The 24,952-nt window shown below is 42.1% G+C and carries 22 protein-coding genes; 7 read left to right on the top strand and 15 right to left on the bottom strand.

The window, feature by feature from the left end; translation table 11 throughout:
- The first annotated feature begins 137 nt into the window (after nt 1–137).
- Nucleotides 138–590: a universal stress protein gene (locus D8844_RS07060; protein WP_000079162.1), complete on the top strand. Its 453-nt coding sequence runs from the start codon at nt 138–140 to the stop codon at nt 588–590.
- A gap of 121 nt (nt 591–711) precedes the next feature.
- Here the strand turns inward: D8844_RS07060 and D8844_RS07065 are convergent, their stop codons facing one another.
- Nucleotides 712–2,649, bottom strand: a complete 1,938-nt coding sequence (locus D8844_RS07065) for a CAP domain-containing protein (RefSeq protein WP_125422983.1) — start codon at nt 2,647–2,649, stop codon at nt 712–714.
- A 497-nt stretch (nt 2,650–3,146) separates the two neighbouring features.
- Nucleotides 3,147–4,538 (bottom strand): Cof-type HAD-IIB family hydrolase, encoded by a 1,392-nt coding sequence (locus D8844_RS07070; RefSeq protein WP_125422986.1) that lies wholly within the window; start codon nt 4,536–4,538, stop codon nt 3,147–3,149.
- A gap of 65 nt (nt 4,539–4,603) precedes the next feature.
- Between D8844_RS07070 and D8844_RS07075 the strand changes: the two genes are divergently transcribed.
- Nucleotides 4,604–5,566, top strand: coding sequence for an asparaginase (locus tag D8844_RS07075; protein WP_125422989.1), 963 nt, complete (start codon nt 4,604–4,606; stop codon nt 5,564–5,566).
- Nucleotides 5,567–5,618: 52 nt separating this feature from the next.
- Here D8844_RS07075 and ccpA read toward each other — a convergent pair whose 3' ends face one another.
- Nucleotides 5,619–6,629, bottom strand: coding sequence for a catabolite control protein A (ccpA, locus tag D8844_RS07080; RefSeq protein WP_001090635.1), 1,011 nt, complete (start codon nt 6,627–6,629; stop codon nt 5,619–5,621).
- A gap of 204 nt (nt 6,630–6,833) precedes the next feature.
- On the opposite strand from ccpA, the gene D8844_RS07085 reads away from it, so the two are divergent.
- Nucleotides 6,834–7,151 (top strand): DUF960 domain-containing protein, encoded by a 318-nt coding sequence (locus tag D8844_RS07085; RefSeq protein ID WP_000886045.1) that lies wholly within the window; start codon nt 6,834–6,836, stop codon nt 7,149–7,151.
- 50 nt (nt 7,152–7,201) lie between these two features.
- On the opposite strand, the gene D8844_RS07090 is transcribed toward D8844_RS07085, so the two are convergent.
- From D8844_RS07090 to D8844_RS07120, 7 genes are all read right to left on the bottom strand, one after another.
- Nucleotides 7,202–8,485 (bottom strand): DUF308 domain-containing protein, encoded by a 1,284-nt coding sequence (locus tag D8844_RS07090; protein ID WP_125422992.1) that lies wholly within the window; start codon nt 8,483–8,485, stop codon nt 7,202–7,204.
- On the bottom strand, nt 8,478–9,299 hold the full coding sequence (gene folK, locus D8844_RS07095; RefSeq protein WP_125422995.1) for a 2-amino-4-hydroxy-6-hydroxymethyldihydropteridine diphosphokinase: 822 nt from the start codon (nt 9,297–9,299) through the stop codon (nt 8,478–8,480). Before folK ends, D8844_RS07090 begins: the two co-directional genes overlap by 8 nt.
- Before the next feature lie 158 nt (nt 9,300–9,457).
- Nucleotides 9,458–10,012, bottom strand: a complete 555-nt coding sequence (gene folE, locus D8844_RS07100) for a GTP cyclohydrolase I FolE (RefSeq protein ID WP_000380930.1) — start codon at nt 10,010–10,012, stop codon at nt 9,458–9,460.
- Nucleotides 9,993–11,315 (bottom strand): bifunctional folylpolyglutamate synthase/dihydrofolate synthase, encoded by a 1,323-nt coding sequence (locus tag D8844_RS07105; RefSeq protein ID WP_125422998.1) that lies wholly within the window; start codon nt 11,313–11,315, stop codon nt 9,993–9,995. The genes folE and D8844_RS07105 overlap by 20 nt, the downstream gene beginning before the upstream one ends.
- A gap of 1 nt (nt 11,316) precedes the next feature.
- Nucleotides 11,317–12,291: a dihydropteroate synthase gene (gene folP, locus D8844_RS07110; RefSeq protein ID WP_185757676.1), complete on the bottom strand. Its 975-nt coding sequence runs from the start codon at nt 12,289–12,291 to the stop codon at nt 11,317–11,319.
- A 75-nt stretch (nt 12,292–12,366) separates the two neighbouring features.
- Nucleotides 12,367–13,074, bottom strand: coding sequence for a CPBP family intramembrane glutamic endopeptidase (locus D8844_RS07115; protein ID WP_125423001.1), 708 nt, complete (start codon nt 13,072–13,074; stop codon nt 12,367–12,369).
- Between the two features lie 53 nt (nt 13,075–13,127).
- The gene (locus D8844_RS07120) at nt 13,128–14,546 is read right to left on the bottom strand and encodes an NCS2 family permease (protein ID WP_000359241.1); all 1,419 of its coding nucleotides are present in this window, start codon (nt 14,544–14,546) and stop codon (nt 13,128–13,130) included.
- Between the two features lie 187 nt (nt 14,547–14,733).
- On the opposite strand from D8844_RS07120, the gene D8844_RS07125 reads away from it, so the two are divergent.
- The 4 genes from D8844_RS07125 to D8844_RS07140 all read left to right on the top strand — a co-directional run bounded on the left by D8844_RS07125 (nt 14,734) and on the right by D8844_RS07140 (nt 18,632).
- Entirely contained in the window at nt 14,734–15,546 is an 813-nt protein-coding gene (locus D8844_RS07125; protein WP_125423004.1) for a Cof-type HAD-IIB family hydrolase, read from the top strand.
- A gap of 282 nt (nt 15,547–15,828) precedes the next feature.
- Entirely contained in the window at nt 15,829–16,818 is a 990-nt protein-coding gene (locus tag D8844_RS07130) for a PTS sugar transporter subunit IIB (protein ID WP_000021983.1), read from the top strand.
- Between the two features lie 75 nt (nt 16,819–16,893).
- Nucleotides 16,894–17,706, top strand: coding sequence for a PTS mannose/fructose/sorbose transporter subunit IIC (locus D8844_RS07135; RefSeq protein WP_001280321.1), 813 nt, complete (start codon nt 16,894–16,896; stop codon nt 17,704–17,706).
- A 14-nt stretch (nt 17,707–17,720) separates the two neighbouring features.
- Nucleotides 17,721–18,632, top strand: coding sequence for a PTS system mannose/fructose/sorbose family transporter subunit IID (locus D8844_RS07140; protein ID WP_000818316.1), 912 nt, complete (start codon nt 17,721–17,723; stop codon nt 18,630–18,632).
- Nucleotides 18,633–18,693: 61 nt separating this feature from the next.
- Here the strand turns inward: D8844_RS07140 and D8844_RS07145 are convergent, their stop codons facing one another.
- The 5 genes from D8844_RS07145 to D8844_RS07170 form a co-directional block, all read right to left on the bottom strand.
- Entirely contained in the window at nt 18,694–20,922 is a 2,229-nt protein-coding gene (locus D8844_RS07145) for an HAD-IC family P-type ATPase (RefSeq protein ID WP_125423007.1), read from the bottom strand.
- 169 nt (nt 20,923–21,091) lie between these two features.
- A complete protein-coding gene (gene pepC / locus D8844_RS07150) occupies nt 21,092–22,426 on the bottom strand; it encodes an aminopeptidase C (protein ID WP_125423010.1) in 1,335 nt (444 codons plus the stop codon).
- A 111-nt stretch (nt 22,427–22,537) separates the two neighbouring features.
- Nucleotides 22,538–23,260, bottom strand: a complete 723-nt coding sequence (locus tag D8844_RS07160) for a pseudouridine synthase (RefSeq protein WP_125423013.1) — start codon at nt 23,258–23,260, stop codon at nt 22,538–22,540.
- Nucleotides 23,261–23,332: 72 nt separating this feature from the next.
- Nucleotides 23,333–23,563, bottom strand: coding sequence for a GlsB/YeaQ/YmgE family stress response membrane protein (locus D8844_RS07165; RefSeq protein WP_000580441.1), 231 nt, complete (start codon nt 23,561–23,563; stop codon nt 23,333–23,335).
- 9 nt (nt 23,564–23,572) lie between these two features.
- Entirely contained in the window at nt 23,573–24,814 is a 1,242-nt protein-coding gene (locus D8844_RS07170) for an aminopeptidase (protein ID WP_125423016.1), read from the bottom strand.
- Nucleotides 24,815–24,952: the final 138 nt, after the last annotated feature.

Consider the following 24,952-nt stretch of genomic DNA (forward strand, 5'->3'; position numbering starts at 1 on the left):
CTATCCCGTTTTCTTTTATTTTAACATATCTCCACCAAATTGAATCTCCAATAATATTTATTTAAATATGATTTTTACTTTACTTCTTTAGTGAAAAGGGTTACAATAACAGTAAGAAAATTTCAGGAGGTTTCATTATGGCACAACGTTACCAAAATGTTATGGTCGCAATTGATGGTTCTAAAGAAGCGGACTTGGCTTTCGTCAAAGGTGTTTACACTGCACTACGCAACGAATCCAAACTCACCATTGCCCATGTTATCGACACACGCGCTCTTCAAAGCGTGTCTACCTTTGATGCTGAAGTTTACGAAGAACTCCAAGTCGATGCTGAAAGTCTGATGAAGGAGTACGAAAAGCGCGCAAGAGATGCTGGTGTGACCGATATTCACATCGTTATCGAAATGGGAAATCCAAAAACCCTCCTTGCCCGTACTATTCCAGACGCAGAAAATGTTGACCTGATTCTCGTTGGTGCAACAGGGCTTAATGCCTTTGAACGCCTCTTGGTTGGCTCTTCATCTGAGTATATTCTTCGCCATGCAAAAGTCGATTTGCTGGTCGTGAGAGAAAGTGAAAAAACATTGTAATCATTAAAAAAGGGAGCCTTGAGCTCCTTTTTGTTTGTCCTGATTGGGTCACAAAAAGGCTTTAAACAATTGTTTAAAGCCTCTATCTTATTTAGAAAGTAGTCAATCTCAAAAGATTGAATTATTTGTAACTGTATGCCCAGTAGTATACACCGTTTCCATCAACTACTGCTGCTACAGCTCCTTCAGTGACATTTGGATCGAGAAGCAAGTCTCTCAAACCACTGTTTGCCCATTTCTTAACGACAACAGCTGCATCTTCATCACGACGTCCAACAAAGCCTGTGCTATCGTATTGACGTGAAATTTCATTTACTTTTGGAAGTGCTTGATTTTGATAAATGTCTTCTGACCATGTCAACTCTTTCAAGCCTTGAGCTTTACGCTCTTCATTGATTTTAGCGAAAGCTTCTTTAGCTTTTGAAACATAGTCATAGTTTGTATCGTTTGTTGCTTCAACACGGTAAACAAACTTAACATAACCAAATTCTACATCACTGTATTTCTTATCCTCAACACCACTCTTAAGATTTGCAATCAAGACATAATCCTTAGCATATGGGTTTTCTTTGGTTTTTTCAAAGATTTCTGGATCTTCGATTTCCCATTCAACTTTGGCATCCCATCCTGAGTTATCAAGGAACTTAGGATTCATCTTTTCGATAACGTAGTTCTTGAACTCTTCAACATTCTTGAATGGCAATGCTTGACCTGCTTTAGCAGTCGTTACCAAGTTAGTTGAGTAAAGTTTCACGCTTGAGTTCTTGTCACTGTACATGTACTCGTCATCAGCAGTATTTTCGTGAAGTTTTGGATCACGAGCTGGATCGTTTGGATCAGTCATCCCTTGAAGTTTCCATTTTCCTCCAAGCCACTTCCAGTATGCTGAGTAACCTGTACGCTCTGAGTTAGATGGTACATAGTAGTAATGTGCACTACCGTCGAAGTAGTAGTTTTTATCATTTTTGAGGACTGCATCACCTGGTTTACCTGGTGGGTAAACCAATTTTGGAGTTTGTCCATTTGGTGCCCAAGCCAAGTGTTCCAATCCTTCAGCTGGTTTTTCAACATAATCAGGGATTTGGTTTTCACTTGGTTCATCAGTTGTTACCAAACCTGGTGTTGTTGGGATAGCTGGAGTTGCTGGTGTTTCTGGTTTTGGTTCCGCTGGCGTTTCTGTAGATGGTTTGAATGGATCAAATTCACTATCAGCACCATTAATTGGTGGGTTTTCTGGTAGGTCAACACTTGGAGTTGCTGGTTGTGCTGGTTGTGTTGTTGGCTCTTCAGGTTTATCACTAGGAGCTGGTGTTGGAGTCTCTGGTTCTGCTGGTGTTGGAGCAGGAACTTCAGGTTGACTTGGTTGTGCTGGTTCAACCGGAGTTGTTGGTTGTTCTGGTTTTGGTTCAGCCGGTGTCGCAGGTTGTGCTGGTGTTGTATCAGCAGAATCTTTCACCAATACCCACTTACCATTTTGGTAGTAGTAATAATCACCATTATCCAATACATAGTAATGGTACCCATTTTCGTAACGATAGTGCGGATCGTTTTCCAAGTTGTTAGTAGATGAGTTGTTATTACTATTGTTTGTCAAAGGTTTCCACTGACCGTTACGATAGATACGGTAGCTACCATCGTTCATACGGTAGTAGTGATTGCCATTCCAGTAAATATAGTTTTCATCGCTAGCAAGGTTGTTGTAATTATTCCAATAGTTATAACCATAGTAGTTATTCCAATTATTGTAACCGTAGTTGTAACTTGGGTAATAGCTACCATATCCATAGTTATAGCTTGGGTAGTAGCTATTGTAGCCATAGTTATAGCTTGGGTAATAACTATTGTAGCTGTAACTTCTTACAGTATAGTTTGATGTACGGCTACGATTTGCAGTAGTACGGTTAGAAGTACGATTGCTTGAACGACGGCTAGTTCTTGTATAGTAGCTATTATTTCCATTCCAATTGTAAGCAGCGTGAGCTTCACTTGGTGCAAAAGTTGGAAGCATTGTTACAGCTGTTAAAACAGAAGCTGTCAAATAGGTATATTTTTTCTTCATTTCAACCTCTTAATTCTTTAATTTTTAAACTTGAAAATTAAAATAATAAAAATTTGGAAAGCAATTGTGCACAATTTTATAACTAAACCTCAAAGCTAGAGTGAACTCCTCACATCAACTTGTTAACAGGCCTGAAATAAACAAGTTGACTCTCTGTCTTAAAAAAGAGCATATTGCAGTAGCATGAGGATTTTATATTTATTCGCTTTCTGAATTTATTCTAACACATCAACTTTCAAATATCAAATAATTTGACTTATCTTTTTTTTGATGTTTTTTAAAAGAAAAGCTAGATATATTAGTAATATATCTAGCTTTTTAACTATTCTTTGTAAGAAATGTAATTTCCTGTTGTTTTATTTTCACTATCTTTTCATTTTTTTCTTTTCTTTTTCTAGTATAAATATGCTAATAATAATTAGTGATATATATAAAATTGTTCGGTTTTTCAGCTCAAAAAATCCCCGAATTTTCCATCCAGGGAAAAGAATTTTCTCTTATTTTTTATTTTTTATTTCTTTATGTCGCTCATAAGCTTTAAACTGACGTTGTAGTTCCTGTCGAATGGCAGGTTCTGGAGCATATTTTTCTTCCCAGTCATCTGGCTTTAAAATCTTGTGTGTAACTGGGTCAAAATGAGCTTTCCCATCAGGGAAAACCTTCCCCATATTTGCTTCATGGACAATATCAAAAATGCGTTCTGGGTCTACTCCCATCAAAACAAAACTACCGTATGTAAAATACAGTGTGTCAATCAAAGCATCCACTTGACCGACCAAATTTTGCTTAGCAGGTGTCTTTTTCGCCACTTTCTCTGCCGCCTTATCAAGTGCCTCATGCATGCTTGCAAGGGAGTCTTGGAATTCTTCCTCCGAAGAACTTGCTGCGCGAACAAACTCTACTAATTCTTCAATTTTAAAATCTGCGCGGTGGGTTGCACCTTCAGCATCCCATGCCTGTGGTTCTTCTTGAGTTCGTTCATCCATCATGTGGTGGAAGGTTTTGACCTTATTAAAGTGATAGTCTCGACTGACAAACACTTTTTCTGAAGCCAAAACACCAAAGTGCTCGAGCGCCTTGTGGATACCATCTTGTTGATTACTTGCCGTAATATGCTTGGCAACTTCTTTGACACTGCTACTGCCATTTCCCATAGCAACCGACATACCAACACCCGCCAACATTTCCAAATCGTTGTCTGAATCACCAAAGGCCATGACTTGGTTGAGATCAAAGCCATATTCTTTCCCGACTCGGCGAATGCCTTCTAGTTTGGAATTGCCTTGGTTAATGATATCTGCGGCAAAAGGATTGCTTCGAGTTAATTTCAAGTCGTCAAAATCACTTGCTGCCTTCTCAGATTCTTCTGGAGTCATCAGCATCAAAACTTGATAAATGGGTTGATTAATCAAGTTAAGCAAGTCGTCTTCCTTTTGAGGAACTGCCTTGCTAACCATCCGATTAAAAGAGCGACTAACAGTTCTTGTCAGCACCGTCGGAATAAAACGACTAACCAGTTGAGAAAAGGATCCGAGACCAAATGACATAATTTTCGAACCAACAACGGCGTGCTCGGTTCCAAGAGCGATTTCTTTACGCTCCTTTTTAGCATAAGCAATCAGTTGACGCAGGCTTGACTTAGCAATCGGACTTGCAAAGAGTACCTTTTCTTTATTAAAAATGTATTGGCCATTGTAGGTCACCGCAAAGTCTAGGTCCAAGTCTTCCATCAATTCCTTGACAAAAAACGGCCCTCGTCCTGTCGCTACTCCAACAAGCACTCCTTGCTCTTTGACAATCTTAATCGCGTCCTTAGTGGATTTCAAAACACTCTTGCGATCGTTGACTAGCGTTCCATCGATATCAAAAAAAACAGCCTTGACTTCCATCCTGTCCCATTCTCCCCTTTTGTGTTACAATGATTATACCACATTTCAGAAAGAGTGACTAAATCATGCCTAAGAAAATCCTTGTTTTACATACAGGTGGGACTATTTCCATGCAAGCAGATGCCACTGGTGCCGTTGTAACTAGCCAGGACAATCCCATGAACCATGTTTCCAATCCACTTGAAGGGATTGAGGTTCATGCCCTAGACTTTTTTAATCTGCCAAGCCCTCATATCAAACCCAAGCATATGCTTGCACTCTATCATAAAATTAAAGGGGAAGCTGATAACTACGATGGTGTTGTCATCACACATGGTACAGATACCTTAGAAGAAACAGCTTACTTCCTTGATACCATGAAAATTCCGCCCATCCCCATCGTTCTAACAGGGGCCATGCGTAGTTCAAACGAACTTGGTAGCGACGGTGTATATAACTATCTGAGCGCTTTGCGAGTTGCCAGCGATGACAAAGCAGCCGACAAGGGTGTACTGGTCGTCATGAACGACGAGATCCACGCAGCCAAGTATGTTACCAAAACTCATACGACCAACGTCAGCACCTTTCAAACCCCAACACATGGACCACTTGGCCTCATCATGAAGCAAGAAATCCTCTACTTCAAAACGGCTGAGCCTCGTGTCCGGTTTGATCTTGAGCATATTCAAGGTCTGGTTCCCATCATCTCAGCCTATGCCGGTATGACAGACGAGCTGATTGATATGTTAGACTTAGAACAGCTGGATGGCTTAGTCATTCAGGCCTTTGGAGCAGGCAATATTCCCAAAGAAACAGCTCAAAAGTTGGAAAATCTCCTCCAAAAAGGAATCCCAGTCGCCCTGGTCTCACGTTGTTTTAATGGTATTGCTGAACCTGTCTACGCCTACCAAGGTGGAGGGGTGCAGTTGCAACGAGCTGGTGTTTTCTTTGTCAAAGAACTCAACGCTCAAAAAGCGCGCCTCAAATTATTAATTGCCCTTAATGCTGGACTAAAAGGACAAGCTTTGAAAGACTATATGGAAGGATAAACCTCTTCTCTAGAAAGCAAATCAGGAAATCTTCACGATTCCCTGATTTTTTCTATTTACGTTTTCGTGTAGAGCGGCGTTCTGTCAAACCATGAGGTAGGAGAACTTCACGTTCTTCCAACTCTTCCTTATGCATAATCTTAGTCAACATACGCATGCTGATAGCACCTAGGTCATAAAGAGGTTGGGCAATAGTCGTCAAGTTTGGACGAGTGAATCGTGCAATCTGAGAGTCATCTGTCGTAATGATTTCAAACTCTTCTGGTACAGACACACCGTGGTCAGCCAAACCATTTAGGACACCTGCTGCCAATTCATCACCTGTTACAACTGCGGCTGTAGCTTGTGATGAAATCAAGCGTTCTGCCAAGGCATAACCATCGTCATAGCTGTATTTTGATTCAAAGACCAATCCCTCGCTATAAGAATGTCCTGCTTTTTTCAAGGCTTCCTTGTAACCAATCAAACGAACCTTGCCATTGATATCATCGACGAGTGGTCCACTCACAAAAGCAATCTTTTCGTTTTCTTTGAGAAGGTAGCTCACAGCATCAATCGTTGCTTGTTTGTAGTCGATATTCACACTTGGAAGTTGGTGTTCTACATCTACAGTACCAGCAAGAACAACCGGTGTCCGTGAACGAGAAAACTCTGAACGAATCTTTTCAGTCAAGTGATAGCCCATAAAGATAATCCCATCGACTTGTTTTGAAAAGAGAGTGTTAACCACTGAAACTTCCTTTTCATCATCCTCATCACTATTTGCAAGGACAATGTTATACTTGTACATTTCAGCAATGTCGTCAATCCCCTTAGCAAGTGTTGAGAAATAACCATTGGTAATGTTAGGAATCACAACTCCGACTGTCGTTGTTTTCTTGCTAGCCAAACCACGTGCTACCGCATTTGGACGATAGTCCAAGCGGTCAATCACTTCTAGGACTTTTTTTCGAGTGTTCTCTTTAACATTCTTGTTGCCATTAACGACACGGCTAACTGTTGCCATTGAAACCCCTGCTTCACGGGCGACGTCATAAATCGTTACTGTATCATCTGTGTTCATTCCGTTTCCTTTCTATAATGAAAATTTCGCTTTCACGCATCTACTTACTCCATTTTATCACTTATTGTAAACACTTTCAAGTATTTTTTAGAGAAACTTTGAAAAAATTTCACAGTTTATTCCCATTTTGAAAAAGCGAGTAGGATTTCTTGATTTTTAAGACATTTTGCTGTATGATAAGAAAAATAAAAGGGGGAGGAAAACATGGCTTTTACAAATACACAGAGACGTTCCGCTAGCTTTGGTGTCGTGACCAGCTTGCCTGATGATGTCATTGACTCTTTATGGTATATTATCGATCATTTCCTGAAAAATGTCTTTGAGTTAGAAGAAGAACTTGAGTTTCAACTGCTCAACAATAAGGGGACCATCACCTTCCATTTTTCTAGCCAGCACCTTCCGACTAGCATTGATTTTGATTTCAATCATCCTTTTGATCCGCTTTACCCTCCTAGAGTCCTTGTTTTAGACTTGGACGGCAGAGAAACCATCCTCCTTCCAGAAGAAAATGACCTATTTTAAAAACTCTAGCTTCTCGGCGCAAACTGCTGAGGAACTAGAGTTTTCTTTTTCTAATAAATGGAGCGACTGACAACTAGACCGTTTGGTTTTGTATACTCCAAGTCAAGATAATCCTGATAAGTCCCTGGCACAATGAAACCTTGGGGACTCAATATATCAGTCCCAGCTCTTCCTACGATAGAGTCTGCCAGCAAGACACAATTGGTACTGAGAACGAAGTAGGTCTTAAACTCGGATGAGCTGAATTTATAGAGGGTCGCATCCGCTTCCTCTTTCAGTTGGTAGGAGTAGGTATGCTTGACCTCTCCCTCTCTTCTTTTCATCAACTGCGAACTTGGTTCCCAAGGAATTAACAGGTCTTCTATCTCCGCTAAACGCGCTTGGATAGCTGCTTTCTGTTGGTCCGTCAAACTCAGACCATAAGCAAACAAGGTCTTCTGACTTTCCCTCTTACAGAGTTCGATGTATTTCTCCCGATTGGCCTTAAACAAAACACCGTCTCCAACCATACCAAATAAACGCTCCGAGTGGGGATCATAGGAACCATAGGAAATAACCTTCCCTTGATAACAAATATCCACATGTCCCATGGCGAGGAAGAAGGAGGTTTCTGAGGTATGGATAAAAATTTCCAGGTCAACCGTCTGGTCGTTTTTTCTTTCTGAATGAACTTCCCCTTCTTGACTTTCATGATTTGCCAGCCACTCATTTAGTTTTCGCAAGGTGCTGATAGGAATCAGAGCCGTCACAAAGATCGGCAAGGTCATTCGCATACGTCGTTTCAGCTTGGGATTGTTTTCTATCCTTTCAAAAAAGAATCCGTCCCGGAGGCTACTGGCTCCTAGCATGAGCAAGTAAAATCCAAGCAAGAGCAATTCAAAATTCGCTGCATCGTGAAAAGGAGAGATGCTATAAAGCCCGAATCCTATCATCCATACAGCATCAAAGAGATGATGGATCCGAGGATGAATGGCATTTTTTCGATAGAGAGACCAGGTCACAAGACTAATGATGCCTGTAAACAGCTGGTAGCTCGCAATGATAAAGACCAAGAGATAGAGGGCAAGATCTTGCAAAATGATAGAGTCAAACACGAGAGCCGCTACCACCAGCTTGCCCAAGGTTACAAAGATATTTTCCCGACGTTTTTTATCTTGAAACCAGCGAGTCAACAAGTGCCAAACTGCTGACAAGGAAAAGTAGGCCATCAACAACTGGTACCCCATTCGTGGAATAACTTGTCCAAAACGAATCAAGAGGAGCCCTAAAACAATAGCAAGTAGTCCCTCCCCGATACTCTTCCACTTGCTATAGGTCTCAGAAAGCTTAGGCATTTCCTTGCTCCAACTGGTCAACCAAGTATCGAATTGGTTGCTTTAGGATCGGATGGATAAAATGGGGAGCTATTTCCACTAACGGCTCAAGAACAAAGAGGCGTTCTGCTATATAAGGATGAGGCAAGATGAGCTCGTCTGTATAAATGACTTGGTTCTCCACAAAGAGCAAGTCCAAATCAATCAAACGAGGCCCCCAATGCACCTCTCGAACCCGTCCCATTTCTGACTCAATGGCTAATAATGTTTCTAACAAAACTGATGCTGGTAACCAGGTTTCTACTTCAATCACCTGATTGGCAAAGCTATCTTGTTCCACACCACCCCAAGGCTCCGTCGTCAAGATACTGGATTCTTTGAGAATATGGATACCACGAGCTCGCAGGTTGTCAATGGCTTGTTCCAAGTTTGCTTGCTTATCTCCCATATTACTTCCTAGGGCGATAAAGGCCCGTTGCTTACGACGGTGAATGGTCACCGAGCAGGTATCCAATGGTAAATGCACTGGAGCCCACGGTTTTTTTAGTTCCAACTCAATCTCTTGGACAAGAGGATAGGTCTCAAAGGTACGTTCAACGAGTTTGTAAGCTACCGTTTCAATCAAATCCTCAGTGCTTTCCTGAAACCAAGTCGTCCACTGCTGACACAATTCTCCGTAATGGATAGATGCTGTTAAATCCAAGTCTGTCGCCGCCTTGGTCATATCATAGGATAAGCTTGCGGAAATAACAAACTTCTGCCCCAATTCTTTCTCACTTGGAAAAAGACCATGATAGGCAAAAATTTCCAAATCTTTAATCTGCAGTTGATCCATAACTAGTCCTTTCTAGAAAAATCCGCATGAAGCGGATTCTTTTTATACTCAATGAAAATCAAAGTGCAAACTAGGAAGCTAGCCGCAGGCTGCTCAAAACACCGTTTTGAGGTTGCAGATGGAAGCTGACGTGGTTTGAATTTGATTTTCGAAGAGTATTATAGTCCCATTAAACGATAAGCCTGGTCTCGGAGGTCTTTATCTGTTTCAAATACACCTCGCGCTACTGTCGTCAAAGTCGCAGTACCTGGTTTTCTGACACCACGCATGCTCATACACATATGCTCGGCCTCAATGACAACAAAGGCTCCTTTAGCCCCCAGATAGTCCATCAAGGCATCGGCCACTTCAATATTTAACCGTTCTTGAATCTGTGGTTTTTTAGAATAAATTTCAACCGTACGGGCAAGCTTGGACAAGCCTGCCACCCGACCATCTGGAATGTAGGCAATGTGCGCTCTCCCATAAAAGGGCAAAAAGTGGTGCTCACACATAGTGTGGAAAAAGATATCCTTTTCTACAACCATATTATCGTCGATAATCTCAAAGGATTTTGACAGGTGTTCCTCAGCAGTTTGGCCAAGACCTGAAAAAATCTCTTGGTACATACGAGCTACACGAGCAGGTGTTTCCTGCAAGCCCTCGCGGTTAGCGTCCTCACCAACAGCCTCAATAATCATTTTTACAGCCGTTTCAATCTTTTGTGTATCCATTCTCGTTCTTCCTCTCCATCAGATAGGCTCTCACTTGGCTCAAGAAATACAAGGAACCTGTGACAATCCTAACTGTTTGTTTCTCTTCATTTTTATCTGTCAATTTCTGCTCTAGAAAATCCTGCCAAATTTGGTAATTGAGATTTCTAGACTTGGCTGTCTCTTTCAGCACGCCTTCATCCGTCGCCCGACTATCATCAAAATGGGTTAAAGTCAATTGACTATCTGGCACCGTCTCTAGCAAATCCAGCATATCCTCCAAGGCCTTGGTCTTGATACAAGTAAAGAGGATTTCCTTATGATAATCCGCAAAGCGTTCTTGCAAGGTTGCTAATAAAGCCTTGATAGCATGGGGATTGTGGGCCCCATCCAAAATCATCAAGGAGTCGCTAGACACGACCTCCAAACGCCCTGGCCATCTGGTCTCTTTCAAAGCTTGAGCAACCAAGTCATTACTTGCCAACTCCCGTCCAGTCTCCTGGCAATAAGTGTCTAGGAGAGCAAGCGCCATCCCCGCATTTTCTATCTGGTGCAAACCAAGCAGACCTGTTTGAAAGCGACCTTGTCTGACAGAACTAGTATAATCAAAGATTTCACCAGCTACCACGCTTTCTTGATGACGAACCTGATAATCTTTTCCATAGGCAAGTCTAGGCGCATTTTTAGCTTCTGCAATAGAGTCTATCACAGTCAAGGCTTTAGGAACAATATTACCTGTCACCAAGGGAATACCTTGTTTGATAATACCAGCTTTCTGCTCTGCTATGGCTTCCAAGGTATCACCAAGTAGGGCCACATGATCCAGTCCAATGGTCGTAATTCCTGTTAAAATTGGCTGGCAAACATTAGTACTATCCAAAAGACCACCCATGCCGACTTCCATGATAGCCACATCTACTTGCTCTGAGGCAAAGTAATCATAAGCTAGAGCTGTGATAATCTCAAATTCGGTTGTCCCCTGCAAATTGGTAGCAGATTCCCCCTCAAGCAAAGACTGATAGTCTGCCATGAGGGCTTCTAGCCTAGCCTCGGGAATGGATTCCCCATTAATGCTAATCTGATCCGTATAATGAATGAGATAGGGCGAGCTGAACACCCCAACTCTCAGTCCTAATTTTTCCAGCATCTTTGTCAAAAAAGCAATGGTAGACCCCTTGCCATTGGTCCCTCCAATATGGATGACCTTAAGTTTGAGATGGGGATTGCCCCGCAGAGCTAGGAGTTCCACCATTCGTTCCAAACCAAAATGTGGTTGGTCCGTCCGGTAGTAGGCAATCCACTGATTGTTTTCAATTTCGTTCATATTACTTATATTGTTTTAAATCTAGATTTTCTGCATCATCTGCCAAACGAATGGCTGACGCAATTTCAACTGCCATCCTGTGACTGGCAACATCATGCACGCGCACCACTTCCACACCCTGTCTCGCAGCGATACTGGTTACATGAGCCGAAGCGGTGTCCCGATTTCGGAAACCGACTTCCGTCTCAGGATTGACTTCAAAGCCATTCTCCTCAAGGATATTGATAACAAACCGCTTGCGCGAAACACCAAGAAAGATTGGATAGCCCTGCTGATGCAATTTATCAAGGTCCCGTAGAAGAAGTAGATTTTCTTTCTTAGTCAGACCAAAACCAATTCCCGGATCCAGCAAAATGTTTTCTCTTGCTATCCCAGCTTGATTGGCTCTCGCTAGTGCTCGTTCAAAGAAAGCCTCCATCAAGTCTTCAATTGGCATTTTTTCAAAGTCAGCTAACTCTTCCTCTGTAAAAGCTTGCCCAAAACCAAAATGAGGAAATATGAGCGAACTAGGGTGCTGAGGTCGAGCCATGACTGGATTAAACATGATGACTACTTTCGCACCAGCCTTAGCAACCACATCCGCCATTTTCTCATCTCCCATGAGACCCGTAATGTCATTTACCAGATTGGCACCAGCAGCCAAAGCAGCCTCTGCCACCTGACTTTTCCAAGTATCGATGGAAATGAGAACATCACTTTCCTCACGGATAGCTTTAATCACTGGAACAACACGCTGGATTTCCTCTTCTATCTCAACATAGCTACTGCCCGGCCGAGTCGATTCTCCACCGATATCTAGCATGCTCGCTCCTTCTGCTATCAATTTATGAGCCTGCTGGAGTGCCTGCTCAAGAGCAAAAAACTGCCCACCATCTGAAAAAGAATCTGGTGTTACATTGATAATTCCACAAATAGCTGTTTTTCCGTGGTTGACTTTATTGGACATAACGGTTACTCCCTTAAGGTTCTCTACCATATTATCCCTCTATTTTACCATAAAAAGAAAAAGATGGATACGCTAGTATTCATCTTTTCCAAGCGGGCCAATGGTTTAGAATGATAGACCTAGATTTCTACTAATCAACACCAATAAGGCCAACAAACAAAATGCAATACCATTGAGAATCATATGAAGCAAAATGGACATCTCCAAACGCCCAGTCTTATAGGCTGTCCAAGTCAAAACCGTTGACATCCCTCCATAAATAATCACAGAAGGTAGATTGGTTGGCATATGGAGCAAGGCAAAGACGATTGCACCAACAACAAAACCTAGTTTTTCTTTTCCACGGAAGATCTTTTTAGGAATAATTCCGCGACACAAAATTTCTTCACAAATCGGCGCAATCAAGACTAGTAGGAAGAAAGTTGAAATCAAGGAACTATTCTGAACTAAACCATTTAGTATTGATTGGTTATTGGTTGTTGCCTCATTTGTTAGTCGAAGCAGGAGTGAACCCAAGAGATTTGTCGCAAAAATCACCAGATAACTCAGTACCAAGCGAGCCAGGTCTTTTGCCTTAAAAAAGGATAGATTAAAAGTAGCAAGTTGTGTTTTTCGTGCACCAATAATGAATACAATCAAAACGACTATGGATAGGGCACCTACTAAGAGCCCTGACTGTAAAATCGGAAACTGTTTGTTTGCTAAAAACAAAGCAAGTCCTATGGGAAATTGAGATAGAACAAAAGCTACCAAAAGGATGAGCACCCATTTCCCTCTGTTCAAAACCTCTTGCCAAATCGTCTTATCTTTCATGATGTACCTCCTTATAAGAAAAAGGGGAGACTCCCCTTTTTCTATTATACCATTTATAGCGCCATACTGATATAGTTAAGGATAAACAAGGCATCCAAAATCCAAATCATCACGTGCACATCCTTGGCTTGACCTTTGACAACTTTTGTCAAGGTATATGTCAAGAAACCAACAGCAATCCCTTGTGTGATAGAGTAGCTAAATCCCATAAAGATAGAAGTGAAGAAGGCAGGAACCGCTTCAGCCATATCATCCCAAGGGATATTTTTCAAGTTAGAAAGCATCATGATTCCGACGATGATCAAAATTGGTGCTGTTGCAGCTGTCGGAACAATCGCTAGAAGTGGGCTAAAGAAGCTAGATAGAGCAAAACAGATCGCAACCACTAGGGCTGTCAACCCAGTACGTCCACCAGCACCGATACCCGCCGCAGACTCAACATAAGTCGTAACGTTTGAAGTACCTGCAATGGCACCTACTGAAGTTGCCACCAAGTCAGAGTAAAGAGCCTTGTCCAATTTAGCGGACTCATGGTTTTCCCCACTTGTCGCAACGATACCAACTTTTTCACCAGTACCGATAAGAGTACCGATTGTATCAAAAATATCCGTTAGTGAGAAGGCAAGAATAGCCATCAAGGTTTCTGGTAAACGCGAAGTGTTTGAAATCAAAGATCCTAAACCTTCTGAACCAAGAGCAGCACCAAACAAAGTTCCTAAATCATTAACCGCTGCTGAAAGATTGTTGCTAGCAAAGTCAATCCCTGACAATTTGACAACACCAACAGCAATGGCAAGGACAGTCGTTGTTAAAATAGAAAGAATGATTCCACCTTTGATGCCTTTAACAACAAAGAAGATGGTAATAGCCAAACCAGCAAGAGCCACCAATACTGCTGGAGTATTGAAGTCAACCAAACCTGGAACGGCTGCGGAGTTTGCAGTAAGTGCAGCTTGAGCCTTGTCTGCTCCTTCACCTGCTACCGTATAAGTACCTGGATCGATTGAGAATTTCAAGAGACCAGCATTCTTAATCCCAACATAGGCAAGGAAAACACCAATACCAGCCGAAATAGCTGAACGAAGTGTTGTTGGAATAGATTCGATGATCATTTTACGAACATTTGTCAAGGTAATAATCAGTGAAATAATTCCACAAATGAAGACCATACCAAGAGCTTCTTTCCAAGTATAGCCCATCCCAAATACAACTGTAAATGTGAAGAAGGCATTTAGTCCCATACCTGGTGCTTGTGCGTAGGGCAAATTAGCATAGAAAGCCATCATCAAGGTACCGACTACAGAACCGATAATCGTTGCCAAGAACACACCTTGAACAGGCATACCCGTTTGGGAAAGCATTTGAGGGTTTACAAAGAGAATATAACTCATTGCAAAGAATGTTGTTAAACCAGCAAGCACCTCTGTACGGACATCTGTCCCGTGCTCTTTTAGTTTAAATAGTTTGTCCATCTTTAATCTCCTTTTGTTTTTTACGAACAATATCAGTATTATATCATTTATCATTCACCTTTTCAATATGTTTGTTTGATTTATTTAATAAATCAAAGCAACTGTAGTTTTTGTTCTTATCTGCTTTTCTTTCTTCTTTTTGATATAATAGTAGACATCTTATCTGGAAACGACTAGGAAGGTTTATATGACTAAAAAAATTATCGCAGTCGATTTGGACGGAACCCTGCTGAATAGTGAAAGCAAGCTCTCCGATTTCACCAAAAAGACGATTAAAAAAATTTCAGAAAAAGGCCACCATGTCATCATCACGACAGGCCGTCCGTATCGTATGGCAAAAGATTTCTACCGTGATCTAGAATTGCATACTCCCATGATTAACTTTAACGGTTCCCTTACCCATCTACCAGGACAGGCTTGGGCGCATGAAAAGTGCTTGACCTTGGACAAAAAATACCTCCTAGACATGGTCAAGCGCACGGAGGATATCCAGGCTGATTTTATTGCAGGAGAATACCGTAAGAAATTTTACATTACAGCTCCAAATGAAGAAATTGCAGACCCTAAACTATTTGGCGTAGAGAACTTCCGGCCGGAAAATCAATTCAAGCCTGAACGAGTAACCAAAGATCCCAACTGCATCCTTTTACAAACAAGGGCTGAAGACAAATACGCTCTAGCGGACGAGATGAATCGTTTTTATCAACACCAACTATCCATCAATACTTGGGGAGGCCCCCTCAACATCCTCGAGTGTACTCCCAAGGGGGTAAACAAGGCCTTTGCTCTAGAGTACTTGCTCAATGTGATGAATCGTGATAAAAAAGACTTAATCGCCTTTGGTGATGAACATAATGACACCGAAATGTTGGCATTTGCAGGTAAGGGATATGCTATGAAAAACGCCAATCCTGCTCTTCTTCCATATGCAGACGAACAACTTCCTCTGACCAACGAAGAAGATGGAGTTGCCTACGCTTTACAAAATTTATTCCTATAAAAGGGAAGATTGCATGGTCGCAATCTTTCCTTTTTGTTTTCATTTTGTTTTCACAAAAGCGACTTATTTTCTGTATTTTTATATTAAATTTTCCATTACCATTTTCATTTATCTCTCAAAAACATTGATATATTAATATTTTTAAAAAGTCATTCTATGAAAACTTTTACACCTTTTTAGAAAAAGTAGTTGATTTTTATATGAAAACGGTTTATACTTAAAGTTAGGCTTAAAGTTTTCTTAAACATACAGTCAAACATTTTATAAGGAGGAATGACAATAATGAGTATCGGAATCATTATTGCGAGCCACGGCGAATTTGCTGCGGGTATTCATCAGTCAGGATCTATGATCTTTGGTGAACAAGAAAAGGTTCAAGTTGTAACCTTTATGCCAAATGAAGGTCCAGATGACCTTTACGCTAAATTCAACAACGCTGTGGCTGCATTTGACGCAGAAGATGAGGTTCTAGTATTGGCTGACCTTTGGAGTGGATCTCCATTCAACCAAGCTAGCCGCGTAATGGGAGAAAATCCAGAACGTAAGTTTGCCATCATCACAGGACTGAACTTGCCGATGTTGATTCAAGCCTACACAGAGCGCCTTATGGACGCGAATGCAGGTGTGGATAAAGTCGCTGCGAATATCATTAAAGAAGCCAAAGATGGCATCAAGGCTCTTCCAGAAGAGCTTAACCCAGTTGAGGAAGTTGCAACTGCTGCAGCTGCTCCAGTTGCCCAAGCTGCTATTCCAGAAGGAACAGTTATCGGTGACGGTAAACTGAAAATCAACCTTGCTCGTCTAGACACTCGTCTCCTTCACGGTCAGGTTGCAACTGCTTGGACTCCTGATTCAAAAGCAGACCGTATCATCGTTGCTTCAGACAACGTTGCAAACGACGAATTGCGTAAAGAATTGATCAAACAAGCAGCTCCAAACGGAGTAAAAGCTAACGTTGTCCCAATCCAGAAATTGATCGACGTTGCAAAAGACCCACGTTTCGGAGAAACTCATGCCCTTATCTTGTTTGAAACTCCACAAGATGCACTTCGTGCTATCGAAGGTGGCGTGCCAATCAAGACCCTTAACGTTGGTTCTATGGCTCACTCAACAGGTAAAACAATGATTAACAACGTTTTGTCTATGGACAAAGAAGACGTTGCAACCTTTGAAAAAATGCGTGACCTCGGTGTTGAATTTGATGTACGTAAAGTACCAAACGACACGAAAAAAGATTTGTTTGACTTGATTAAGAAAGCAAATGTTCAATAATTTTAATCTGTTTCGATCATTTTTGAAAACAGGATTAAATACTTTATTAAAACTAAATAGAAAAGGAATAAAACCATGTCAGATATTTCAATCATTTCTGCTATCTTGGTTGTAGTTGTTGCCTTCCTTGCAGGTCTTGAAGGTATCCTCGACCAATTCCAATTCCATCAACCAATCGTCGCATGTACCCTTATCGGACTTGCAACTGGTAACCTCGAAGCAGGTGTTATGCTTGGTGGATCTCTTCAAATGATCGCCCTTGGTTGGGCAAACATCGGAGCTGCCGTAGCTCCTGACGCTGCTCTTGCATCTGTTGCTGCAGCAATCATCTTGATCAAAGGTGGTAACTTTACTACTGAAGGTATCGCCGTTGCTACGGCAACAGCTATCCCTCTTGCCGTAGCTGGACTTTTCTTGACTATGATTGTTCGTACAATCTCAGTTGCCTTGGTTCACACTGCTGACGCTGCTGCTAAAGAAGGAAATATTGCGGCTGTTGAACGTGCTCACTTTGTTGCACTTCTTCTTCAAGGTCTTCGTATTGCAATCCCTGCTGCCTTCCTTATCGCTATCCCAGCTTCTGCCGTTCAAGATGCTCTTAAATTGATGCCAGACTGGTTGAACGGTGGTATGGCTGTCGGTGGTGCTATGGTCGTTGCCGTTGGTTACGCTATGGTTATCAACATGATGGCAACTCGTGAAGTATGGCCATTCTTCGCTATCGGTTTTGCTCTTGCAGCAATCTCTCAATTGACTTTGATTGCCCTTGGTGTCATCGGTGTTGCCCTTGCCTTCATCTACCTTAACCTTACAAAACAAGGTGGAAACGGTGGCGGCGGAGCTGCGACTTCTAACGACCCAATCGGTGATATCCTAGAAGACTACTAGAAAGGGGAACAATCATGGCTGAAAAAATTCAATTATCAAAATCAGATCGTCAAAAAGTTTGGTGGCGTTCACAATTCCTTCAAGGTTCTTGGAACTACGAACGTATGCAAAACTTGGGTTGGGCTTACTCTTTGATCCCAGCTATCAAAAAATTGTACACTAAAAAAGAAGACCAAGCGGCTGCTCTTGAGCGTCACCTTGAGTTCTTCAACACTCACCCATACGTAGCTGCTCCTATCATGGGGGTTACTCTTGCACTTGAAGAAGAACGCGCTAACGGTGTTGAAATCGACGACGCAGCTATCCAAGGGGTTAAGATCGGTATGATGGGACCTCTTGCTGGTATCGGTGACCCAGTATTCTGGTTTACAGTTCGTCCTATCCTTGGAGCCCTTGGTGCATCACTTGCTGCATCTGGTAACATTGTTGGTCCTCTTCTCTTCTTCTTTGGATGGAATGCTATCCGTATGGCCTTCCTATGGTATACACAAGAGTTCGGTTACAAAGCTGGATCTGAAATCACTAAAGACATGTCTGGTGGTATCTTGAAAGACATCACCAAAGGAGCATCTATCCTTGGTATGTTCATCCTTGCCGTTCTTGTACAACGTTGGGTATCTATCAACTTTACTGTGAACCTTCCAGGTAAACAATTGGCAGAAGGTGCTTATATCAACTTCCCAGAAGGCGCTGTAACAGGTGGAGAATTGAAGGGAATCCTTGGTCAAGCACTCAGCGGATTGAGCTTGGATAGCGTTCAACCACAAACTCTTCAAGGTCAGTTGAACTCATTGATTCCAGGATTGATGGGACTTCTCCTTACTTTCCTTTGCATGTGGTTGCTTAAGAAAAAAGTATCACCAATCGCAATCATCCTTGCTCTCTTTGCAGTAGGTATTGCAGCTCGTTTCTTCGGTATCATGTAATCCAAGCAATTGAGAATATAGATAAAAAAGAATCAGGATTAAACCTGATTCTTTTTGTGTATCAACTTTTTCTTCTAGTCAGATAATGCAAGCCCCCAATCACCACTGCTAGGATGGCTACATAGACGACTTGGGTGGTTTCTAAAGGTACATACGCTCCTTGCAATATAAAGGTGTTGGCAAGTACGCCAACAAGGGCGGCAAGGCTCAAAAACGTGAGCAAGAGCAACTTGTATCGATTAAATGGCAGACTGACCTTAGCAACTAGACACAAACCATTGATTAAAGCCAGTAGGAAGCAAATAAATTTGACCTGACCTGGGACAGTGATAAAGAAGTTCGTCAGGAGAACACTAGTAACCAGAATGCCACCACCAATCGTAGCATTGGTCAAAATATCTCGCATAAAATGTGTACTAACCTTTTCTTTATTGGACTCAAAAGTTAGGAAGAAAGATGGAATCCCAATCGTAATGGCTGAAATGATTGTAAACTGAATGGGGATAAAGGCGAATTCCAAACCAAATACCACACTCAAAATGGCAAAAACGATGGAGAAGAAGGTCTTTGTTAGAAAGAGAGAGGCTACCTTTTGGATGTTATTGATGACCCGGCGACCTTCCATCAAGATATCATAAAATACCGCAAAATCATCGGTCAAAAAAACAATATTGGATACACTTTTGGCTGCGCTCGTAGCCCCCTTCATAGCAAAGCTGATATCTGCTTTCTTGAGAGCCAGAACATCATTGACCCCGTCACCGCTCATTGCAACTGTTTTACCAGCATTTTGCAAAATAGATACCATCTTTTGCTTCTGTTCAGGTGTAACACGTCCAAAGATTTCGTGTTCCAAGACCACTCTTTCAAAATCTTGTTCACTCACCTTGGTCATATCAATCGCACGGGCTTCTTCCTTAAAACCTGCCTTACGAGCCACCCCATATACAGCTACATGATTATCACCACTGATAATCTTCACTTCAACACCTTGAGATTCGAAATAGTCAAAGGTTTCCTTGGTATTGTCCTTAATCTCATCTGACAAAACGACGTGGCCTAGTAGTTCCATATTAGCTGGACTCGTAATCTGGTCCTTGCTATGAGCGAGTGTTAAGATTCGAAAACCTTGCTGTTTCAGATGCTCATAGTAGGCATCCATCGGCTGGGTAAAGCCTAGAAATTCATAGGCTCCGAAGAAATAGGTCCCACCATCTTTTACTTGAACAAAGGAATACTTGTTTTTGCTTGAAAAGGCACCGACTTCTTGAACTTCCCACTTTTTCTCACAGGTTAAGTAAGTCTTCAGAGCTCGGGAAGTTGCATTTTCATCGTCAAAATAGGCTAGATAAGAAGACAGTTTCTCTTCTACATTAGCATCCATTTCTTGAACCTTCATATTACCAGTCGTGATGGTACCTGTCTTATCAAAACAAAGAACATCTACTCGCGCTAAAGTTTCCACACAGTATAGCTCCTGCACCAGAACCTTCTTTTTAGCCAGCTTCATGGCCGCTACCGCAAGGGATACACTGACCAGGAGAATCAAGCCCTCTGGAATCATGCCGACCAAGGCACCTGAACTTCCCAAAACAATTTCAACATAAGACCGTCCTAGACTAAAACCTCTGACATAAAGCAGAATGGCAACTGGCACCAGCAAGATGGAGACGATTTTTAAAATCTTATCCATGTAATCGCGCAGTTGAGAAGGATATTTTTTGAATTCCTTGCTGGATTTTGCGAGTTTGTTGATATAACTATCGGGTCCGACCGCCGTCGCCGTGACCAGACAAGTACCGCTAACGACATTGCTTCCGCTCATCAGCTTATCACCAACCGTTTTAAAGACCGAATCGCTCTCACCAGTCAGCAAGGACTCATCAACTTCAATATTCCCTTCAAGGACTTCTGTATCGACAGGCACCTGATCACCCAGATTGAGATACAGGTACTCACCCAGAACGATGTCCTCTGGATCAATCTCAATCGTTTGACCATCTCGATTAACTTTGTACTTACTTTTACCAAGCAAACTTAGCTTTTCCAAGGCATTTTTTGAACGTACTTCTTGGAAAATCCCAATGGCTGTATTGATAGCAATCACACCTAAAAAGAGCATATTTTCAAATCGCAAGGTTGTGGCTACCAGAACTGCCAGAGCCAAGTTTATGGCATTAAAAAATGTAAAGATATTTGAAACGACGATTTCCTTGCTTGTTTTATAAGGTTTAATGTCACTGATGTTTCGTTGACGATCCTTGATGTCTTGGCTGCTTAAATACTTCATTTCTACTCCGATATCCTTTTGTACTACTATAATAACACATATCTTTTTCTCTGTCACTTAAAGACTCAAAATAAGAAGAACTCCCTTGGCAAGCATTATCTATCACTACTTTAAGAAGCACTTAAAAACAAAAGAGGCTAGGATTCCCCTAACCTTTTTTCTTTATGCTTTATTCTGCCAAGGCACCCATTGGATCCCATGGTGCTAACACGATTGGTTCTGCTTCATATGCGGCTTGTTCTTCTGCTGTCAGCAATTCCTTACGGACAACAATTTGGTAAGTGTATTCATCCATCCAAGCATCTGAGGCAACAAAGTAACCATCTGTACCGACCTTATCTCCCCAAGAGTTTTCAACCTTCCACTTAGTTGACTTCCCATTTTCGTCCAAATCAACACCTGTCAAGACCATGGCGTGTGTCATCAAGCTTTCGCTATAATCCAAACGTCCAGCCTTGTCTTGAGTCAGTTGAATATCCATGCTTGATTCAAAGTCATAAACATCTGTCGCAAGGATTCCAGCTTTACGGTTGCTGAGCTGACCGACATCTGAACCAAACCAAACAGTTTCTCCTGTCTGCATTTGGGCAATGGCCAATTCTTTCAAGCGTTCCATTGGAACATTGATATAGCGAACTGCACGACTACCGACGACATTTCCCAACATCTCAACTGTATATGATTTACCGTAAGGTTTGTCAGCAGTTGGAGCATTGATAACAGAAACATAATCTTCTAGAGGAAGATTGACATATTTCTTGTAAAACTCTTGTGGTGTGATACCCTTTTCGCTTTGGTAGTTATCATCCTTATCACGATAAGCAAAGTCAAACTGACGTGGTGGAAGCCCCAATGACATAGCAAGGAAGTTAAAGATTTCTTGCAAGAGGTCTTCTTTCTTGGCCTGAACAGTCGCTTGGTCAGCCCCAGAAGTAATCAAGTCACGCAAGATTTGAGCATCTTGGCGAAGTAATTTGTTGAGGATGGCATTGAGCTCACGGCTGTTGCTAGAAGAAACTGACTCAGGGTAAACTGACTTAGGAACGACACCGTATTTCTCAAAGAGGGCAACAACCATATCCCATTGACCACCGTCTTGTTGAGGGGTTTGGAGTAGGAAGCTAACCTTGCGGCTCGTCAATTCTTGGTCTGCAGTCGCAATGACTTGCTCCAAGAACCAGTTGGATTTCTCGTACTTGTCCCAGAAGAAAGTGTGGGCTTGTGACAACTCAAAGTTTTCCAGTTTGTATTGAGAGATGAGTTTGTGGCGGAAGGTGTTGAGAGCTGCAAACATCCAGCAACGACCAGACGCTTTCTGGTTAGTAACCTTGTCCTTGGTCAAATCAAGCGAGAAAACAGGTGTATTGTCTACATGGCTTTGGCGACGTTCTAGGGCTGCAAAAATTCCGTTATGGCTGGCAGCATTTTCAATCGCTTGGTATTTGACATTTGCTTCATAGTTGGCAAATAGTCTATCTGTAAATGATTCTTGAATCGCGTTCATAGATTCCTCCTTTTATTCTACTGTCTATTATAACTCTTTTCACAAAGGAAGCAACTGAAAAACGAAAAAAGCAAGGACATTCTCCCTCACCTTTTTCTAATATAAAGCAAATTAAGCAATACTTGCAAAGAGCACTTCTAACTCCTCCTTGGTCAAGCGACGCCATTCTCCTTGTTCTAAGTTCTCATCCAAGACTAGAGTTCCCATCGTCAAACGTTGTAAGTCCACCACTTCCTTGCCACAGAAGGCCACCATTCGTTTGACTTGATGAAACTTCCCTTCAGCAATAGTCACACGAACCAGACTTTGATTTTTTTCTGGATCTACTGATACAAACTCCAGTTTAGCTGGCTGGCAGGTAAAGTCCTTGAGCGGAATCCCCTTAGCAAATGTCTCCACGTCTTCTTGGCTCATGATTCCCTCGACTTGAGCCAAATAGGTCTTATCCACATGACGTTTTGGTGAAAGAAGAGCATGGGCCAGCTGACCATCATTAGTCAAAAGCAAAAGACCATGGGTATCAATATCTAAACGACCGACAGGAAAAACTTCCTTGGCACGAGCATAATCATCTAACAAGTCTAGAACCGTTCTATGCTTAGGATCCTCGGTCGCTGAAATAACTCCTTGGGGCTTGTTCATCATATAATAGACAAACTCCTCATACTCCAGCACTTGACCATCAAAGCGGATCTCGTCTCTTTCTTCATAAATCTGCAATTTAGCTGATTTTTCTTTTTTACCATTTACCGTCACTCGCCCAGCCTTGAGCAAGTTTTTGACCTCTGTTCGACTCCCTACAGCGCAGGCAACTAAAAATTTATCTAGTCTCATAGAACTATTATATCATACTCAAAAGGAGGCTGGTACAATGACCAACCTCCTTTTCTTTTCAGAGTCGGGAAGCTAACTTCCTCTTTCCCAGAAGATAGCTAACACAATCATGGCACCGAGAACTGCTGGGATAATGGCTGTACCATTTAGGCTTGGCCCCCAAGAACCAAAGAGTAATTGTCCTAAAAAGGCACCAATCCAACCGAGAAACATCTTCCCAAAGCATCCCATACGTTCTCCACGATTGGTGATAGCCCCTGCTAGTAGTCCAATTAAAAGGCCGACAAACATGCTTCCAATCATAGCTTCTCCTTAATTTGCCCAGTCTCCATTGCGGAAGAGCGGTACGCGCGTTCCATCCTCACGGATACCGTCTATATCCATTTGATTCGAACCAATCATAAAGTCCACGTGAACATCTGAACGGTTCAGTCCAGCAGCTTCAAGTTCTTCTTCGCTCATCTCTGCACCACCAACAACGCTGGTCGCATAGGCTGCACCGATAGCCAAGTGGTTTGAAGCATTCTCATCGAAAAGCGTGTTAAAGAAGGTAATTCCTGACTGAGAAATTGGGCTCGGATCTGGTACCAAGGCACATTCACCCAAGGCACGCGCACCCGCATTTTCAAAGACAAGGTCCTTCATGACCTGATCACCCTTTTCAGCAGTAATGTCAACGATTTGTCCATCCTTAAAGGTCACCTTAATACCTTCGATGATATTGCCATTGTAGCTAAGTGGTTTTGTAGAGGTTACATACCCATCTGCACGACGGAAGTCAGGAGCCGTAAAGACTTCTTCTGTCGGCATATTTGGCAAGAATCCTTCTCCCTGTGCATTGATAGCACCAGCTGATTCCCAAACGTGGTTCTTTGGCAAACCAAGTGTCAAATCAGTTCCTGGCGCTGTGTAATGAAGGGCTGAAAATTGTTCTTTATTGAGCATTTCTGCCTTGCTCTTAAGGATTGCTGCATGTTCTTCCCAAGCCTTAACTGGATCTCCTTCGTAGACACGGCAAGTTTTGAAGATTTGATCCCAAAGGAGGTCCACTGCTTCTTCATCGCTCGCAGCATTTGGAAAGACCTTCTTAGCCCACTCAAGCCCTGCTGCAGCTGCTACAGTCCAGCTAACCTTGTTGGATTGCGTTGCGATACGCATTGGCTTCATCGCAAGTCCCATAGCTTTGGCAGAAGCTGAAAGCTTGTCAGCATCCACTCCGTTCAAGGCACCTGGGTCAGAAGAACGGACACCGAGACGGCTAGCCTTGTTTTCCAAGAGGTAGTTCATCTCAGCAATCTTGTATTCTGGTACATTGTCCAGACGCTCCATCGGCGCGTGGAGGAATTTCTCGCGGTTGATAAAGTCATCTGTCCACTGAACGATAACCTCATGTGCACCCAAAGCATAAGCTTCTTTCACAATTAAATGAGCCAACTCTCGTTGCTCCACATCGATAGAAAGAGCCAAAGTGTGACCAGGTTGCACATTAATTCCATTCGCAACCAACAATTTCGCATATTTTTCTAGATTTTCTTTAAAATTTGGTAAAACCATTTTGTTTTTCCTTTTCTTTTGTTATTTTTCCTTCAAAGCAGAAAATAATCCTGCTAAAGCAATGGCTTTATATCTGTCAATTTAAAATAAATTTATATATCTTTAAGAGCCAGACATCTTATCATATCGCCTCAGATT

This window comes from Streptococcus oralis (assembly GCF_003942875.1).
Taxonomy (GTDB): domain Bacteria; phylum Bacillota; class Bacilli; order Lactobacillales; family Streptococcaceae; genus Streptococcus; species Streptococcus oralis_BX.

Coding starts and splice junctions, on each gene's coding strand:
- D8844_RS07060 (WP_000079162.1), top strand. CDS start 138: ATGGCACAACGTTACCAAAATGTTATGGTCGCAATTGATGGTTCTAAA.
- D8844_RS07065 (WP_125422983.1), bottom strand. CDS start 2,649: ATGAAGAAAAAATATACCTATTTGACAGCTTCTGTTTTAACAGCTGTA.
- D8844_RS07070 (WP_125422986.1), bottom strand. CDS start 4,538: ATGGAAGTCAAGGCTGTTTTTTTTGATATCGATGGAACGCTAGTCAAC.
- D8844_RS07075 (WP_125422989.1), top strand. CDS start 4,604: ATGCCTAAGAAAATCCTTGTTTTACATACAGGTGGGACTATTTCCATG.
- ccpA (WP_001090635.1), bottom strand. CDS start 6,629: ATGAACACAGATGATACAGTAACGATTTATGACGTCGCCCGTGAAGCA.
- D8844_RS07085 (WP_000886045.1), top strand. CDS start 6,834: ATGGCTTTTACAAATACACAGAGACGTTCCGCTAGCTTTGGTGTCGTG.
- D8844_RS07090 (WP_125422992.1), bottom strand. CDS start 8,485: ATGCCTAAGCTTTCTGAGACCTATAGCAAGTGGAAGAGTATCGGGGAG.
- folK (WP_125422995.1), bottom strand. CDS start 9,299: ATGGATCAACTGCAGATTAAAGATTTGGAAATTTTTGCCTATCATGGT.
- folE (WP_000380930.1), bottom strand. CDS start 10,012: ATGGATACACAAAAGATTGAAACGGCTGTAAAAATGATTATTGAGGCT.
- D8844_RS07105 (WP_125422998.1), bottom strand. CDS start 11,315: ATGAACGAAATTGAAAACAATCAGTGGATTGCCTACTACCGGACGGAC.
- folP (WP_185757676.1), bottom strand. CDS start 12,291: ATGGTAGAGAACCTTAAGGGAGTAACCGTTATGTCCAATAAAGTCAAC.
- D8844_RS07115 (WP_125423001.1), bottom strand. CDS start 13,074: ATGAAAGATAAGACGATTTGGCAAGAGGTTTTGAACAGAGGGAAATGG.
- D8844_RS07120 (WP_000359241.1), bottom strand. CDS start 14,546: ATGGACAAACTATTTAAACTAAAAGAGCACGGGACAGATGTCCGTACA.
- D8844_RS07125 (WP_125423004.1), top strand. CDS start 14,734: ATGACTAAAAAAATTATCGCAGTCGATTTGGACGGAACCCTGCTGAAT.
- D8844_RS07130 (WP_000021983.1), top strand. CDS start 15,829: ATGAGTATCGGAATCATTATTGCGAGCCACGGCGAATTTGCTGCGGGT.
- D8844_RS07135 (WP_001280321.1), top strand. CDS start 16,894: ATGTCAGATATTTCAATCATTTCTGCTATCTTGGTTGTAGTTGTTGCC.
- D8844_RS07140 (WP_000818316.1), top strand. CDS start 17,721: ATGGCTGAAAAAATTCAATTATCAAAATCAGATCGTCAAAAAGTTTGG.
- D8844_RS07145 (WP_125423007.1), bottom strand. CDS start 20,922: ATGAAGTATTTAAGCAGCCAAGACATCAAGGATCGTCAACGAAACATC.
- pepC (WP_125423010.1), bottom strand. CDS start 22,426: ATGAACGCGATTCAAGAATCATTTACAGATAGACTATTTGCCAACTAT.
- D8844_RS07160 (WP_125423013.1), bottom strand. CDS start 23,260: ATGAGACTAGATAAATTTTTAGTTGCCTGCGCTGTAGGGAGTCGAACA.
- D8844_RS07165 (WP_000580441.1), bottom strand. CDS start 23,563: ATGATTGGAAGCATGTTTGTCGGCCTTTTAATTGGACTACTAGCAGGG.
- D8844_RS07170 (WP_125423016.1), bottom strand. CDS start 24,814: ATGGTTTTACCAAATTTTAAAGAAAATCTAGAAAAATATGCGAAATTG.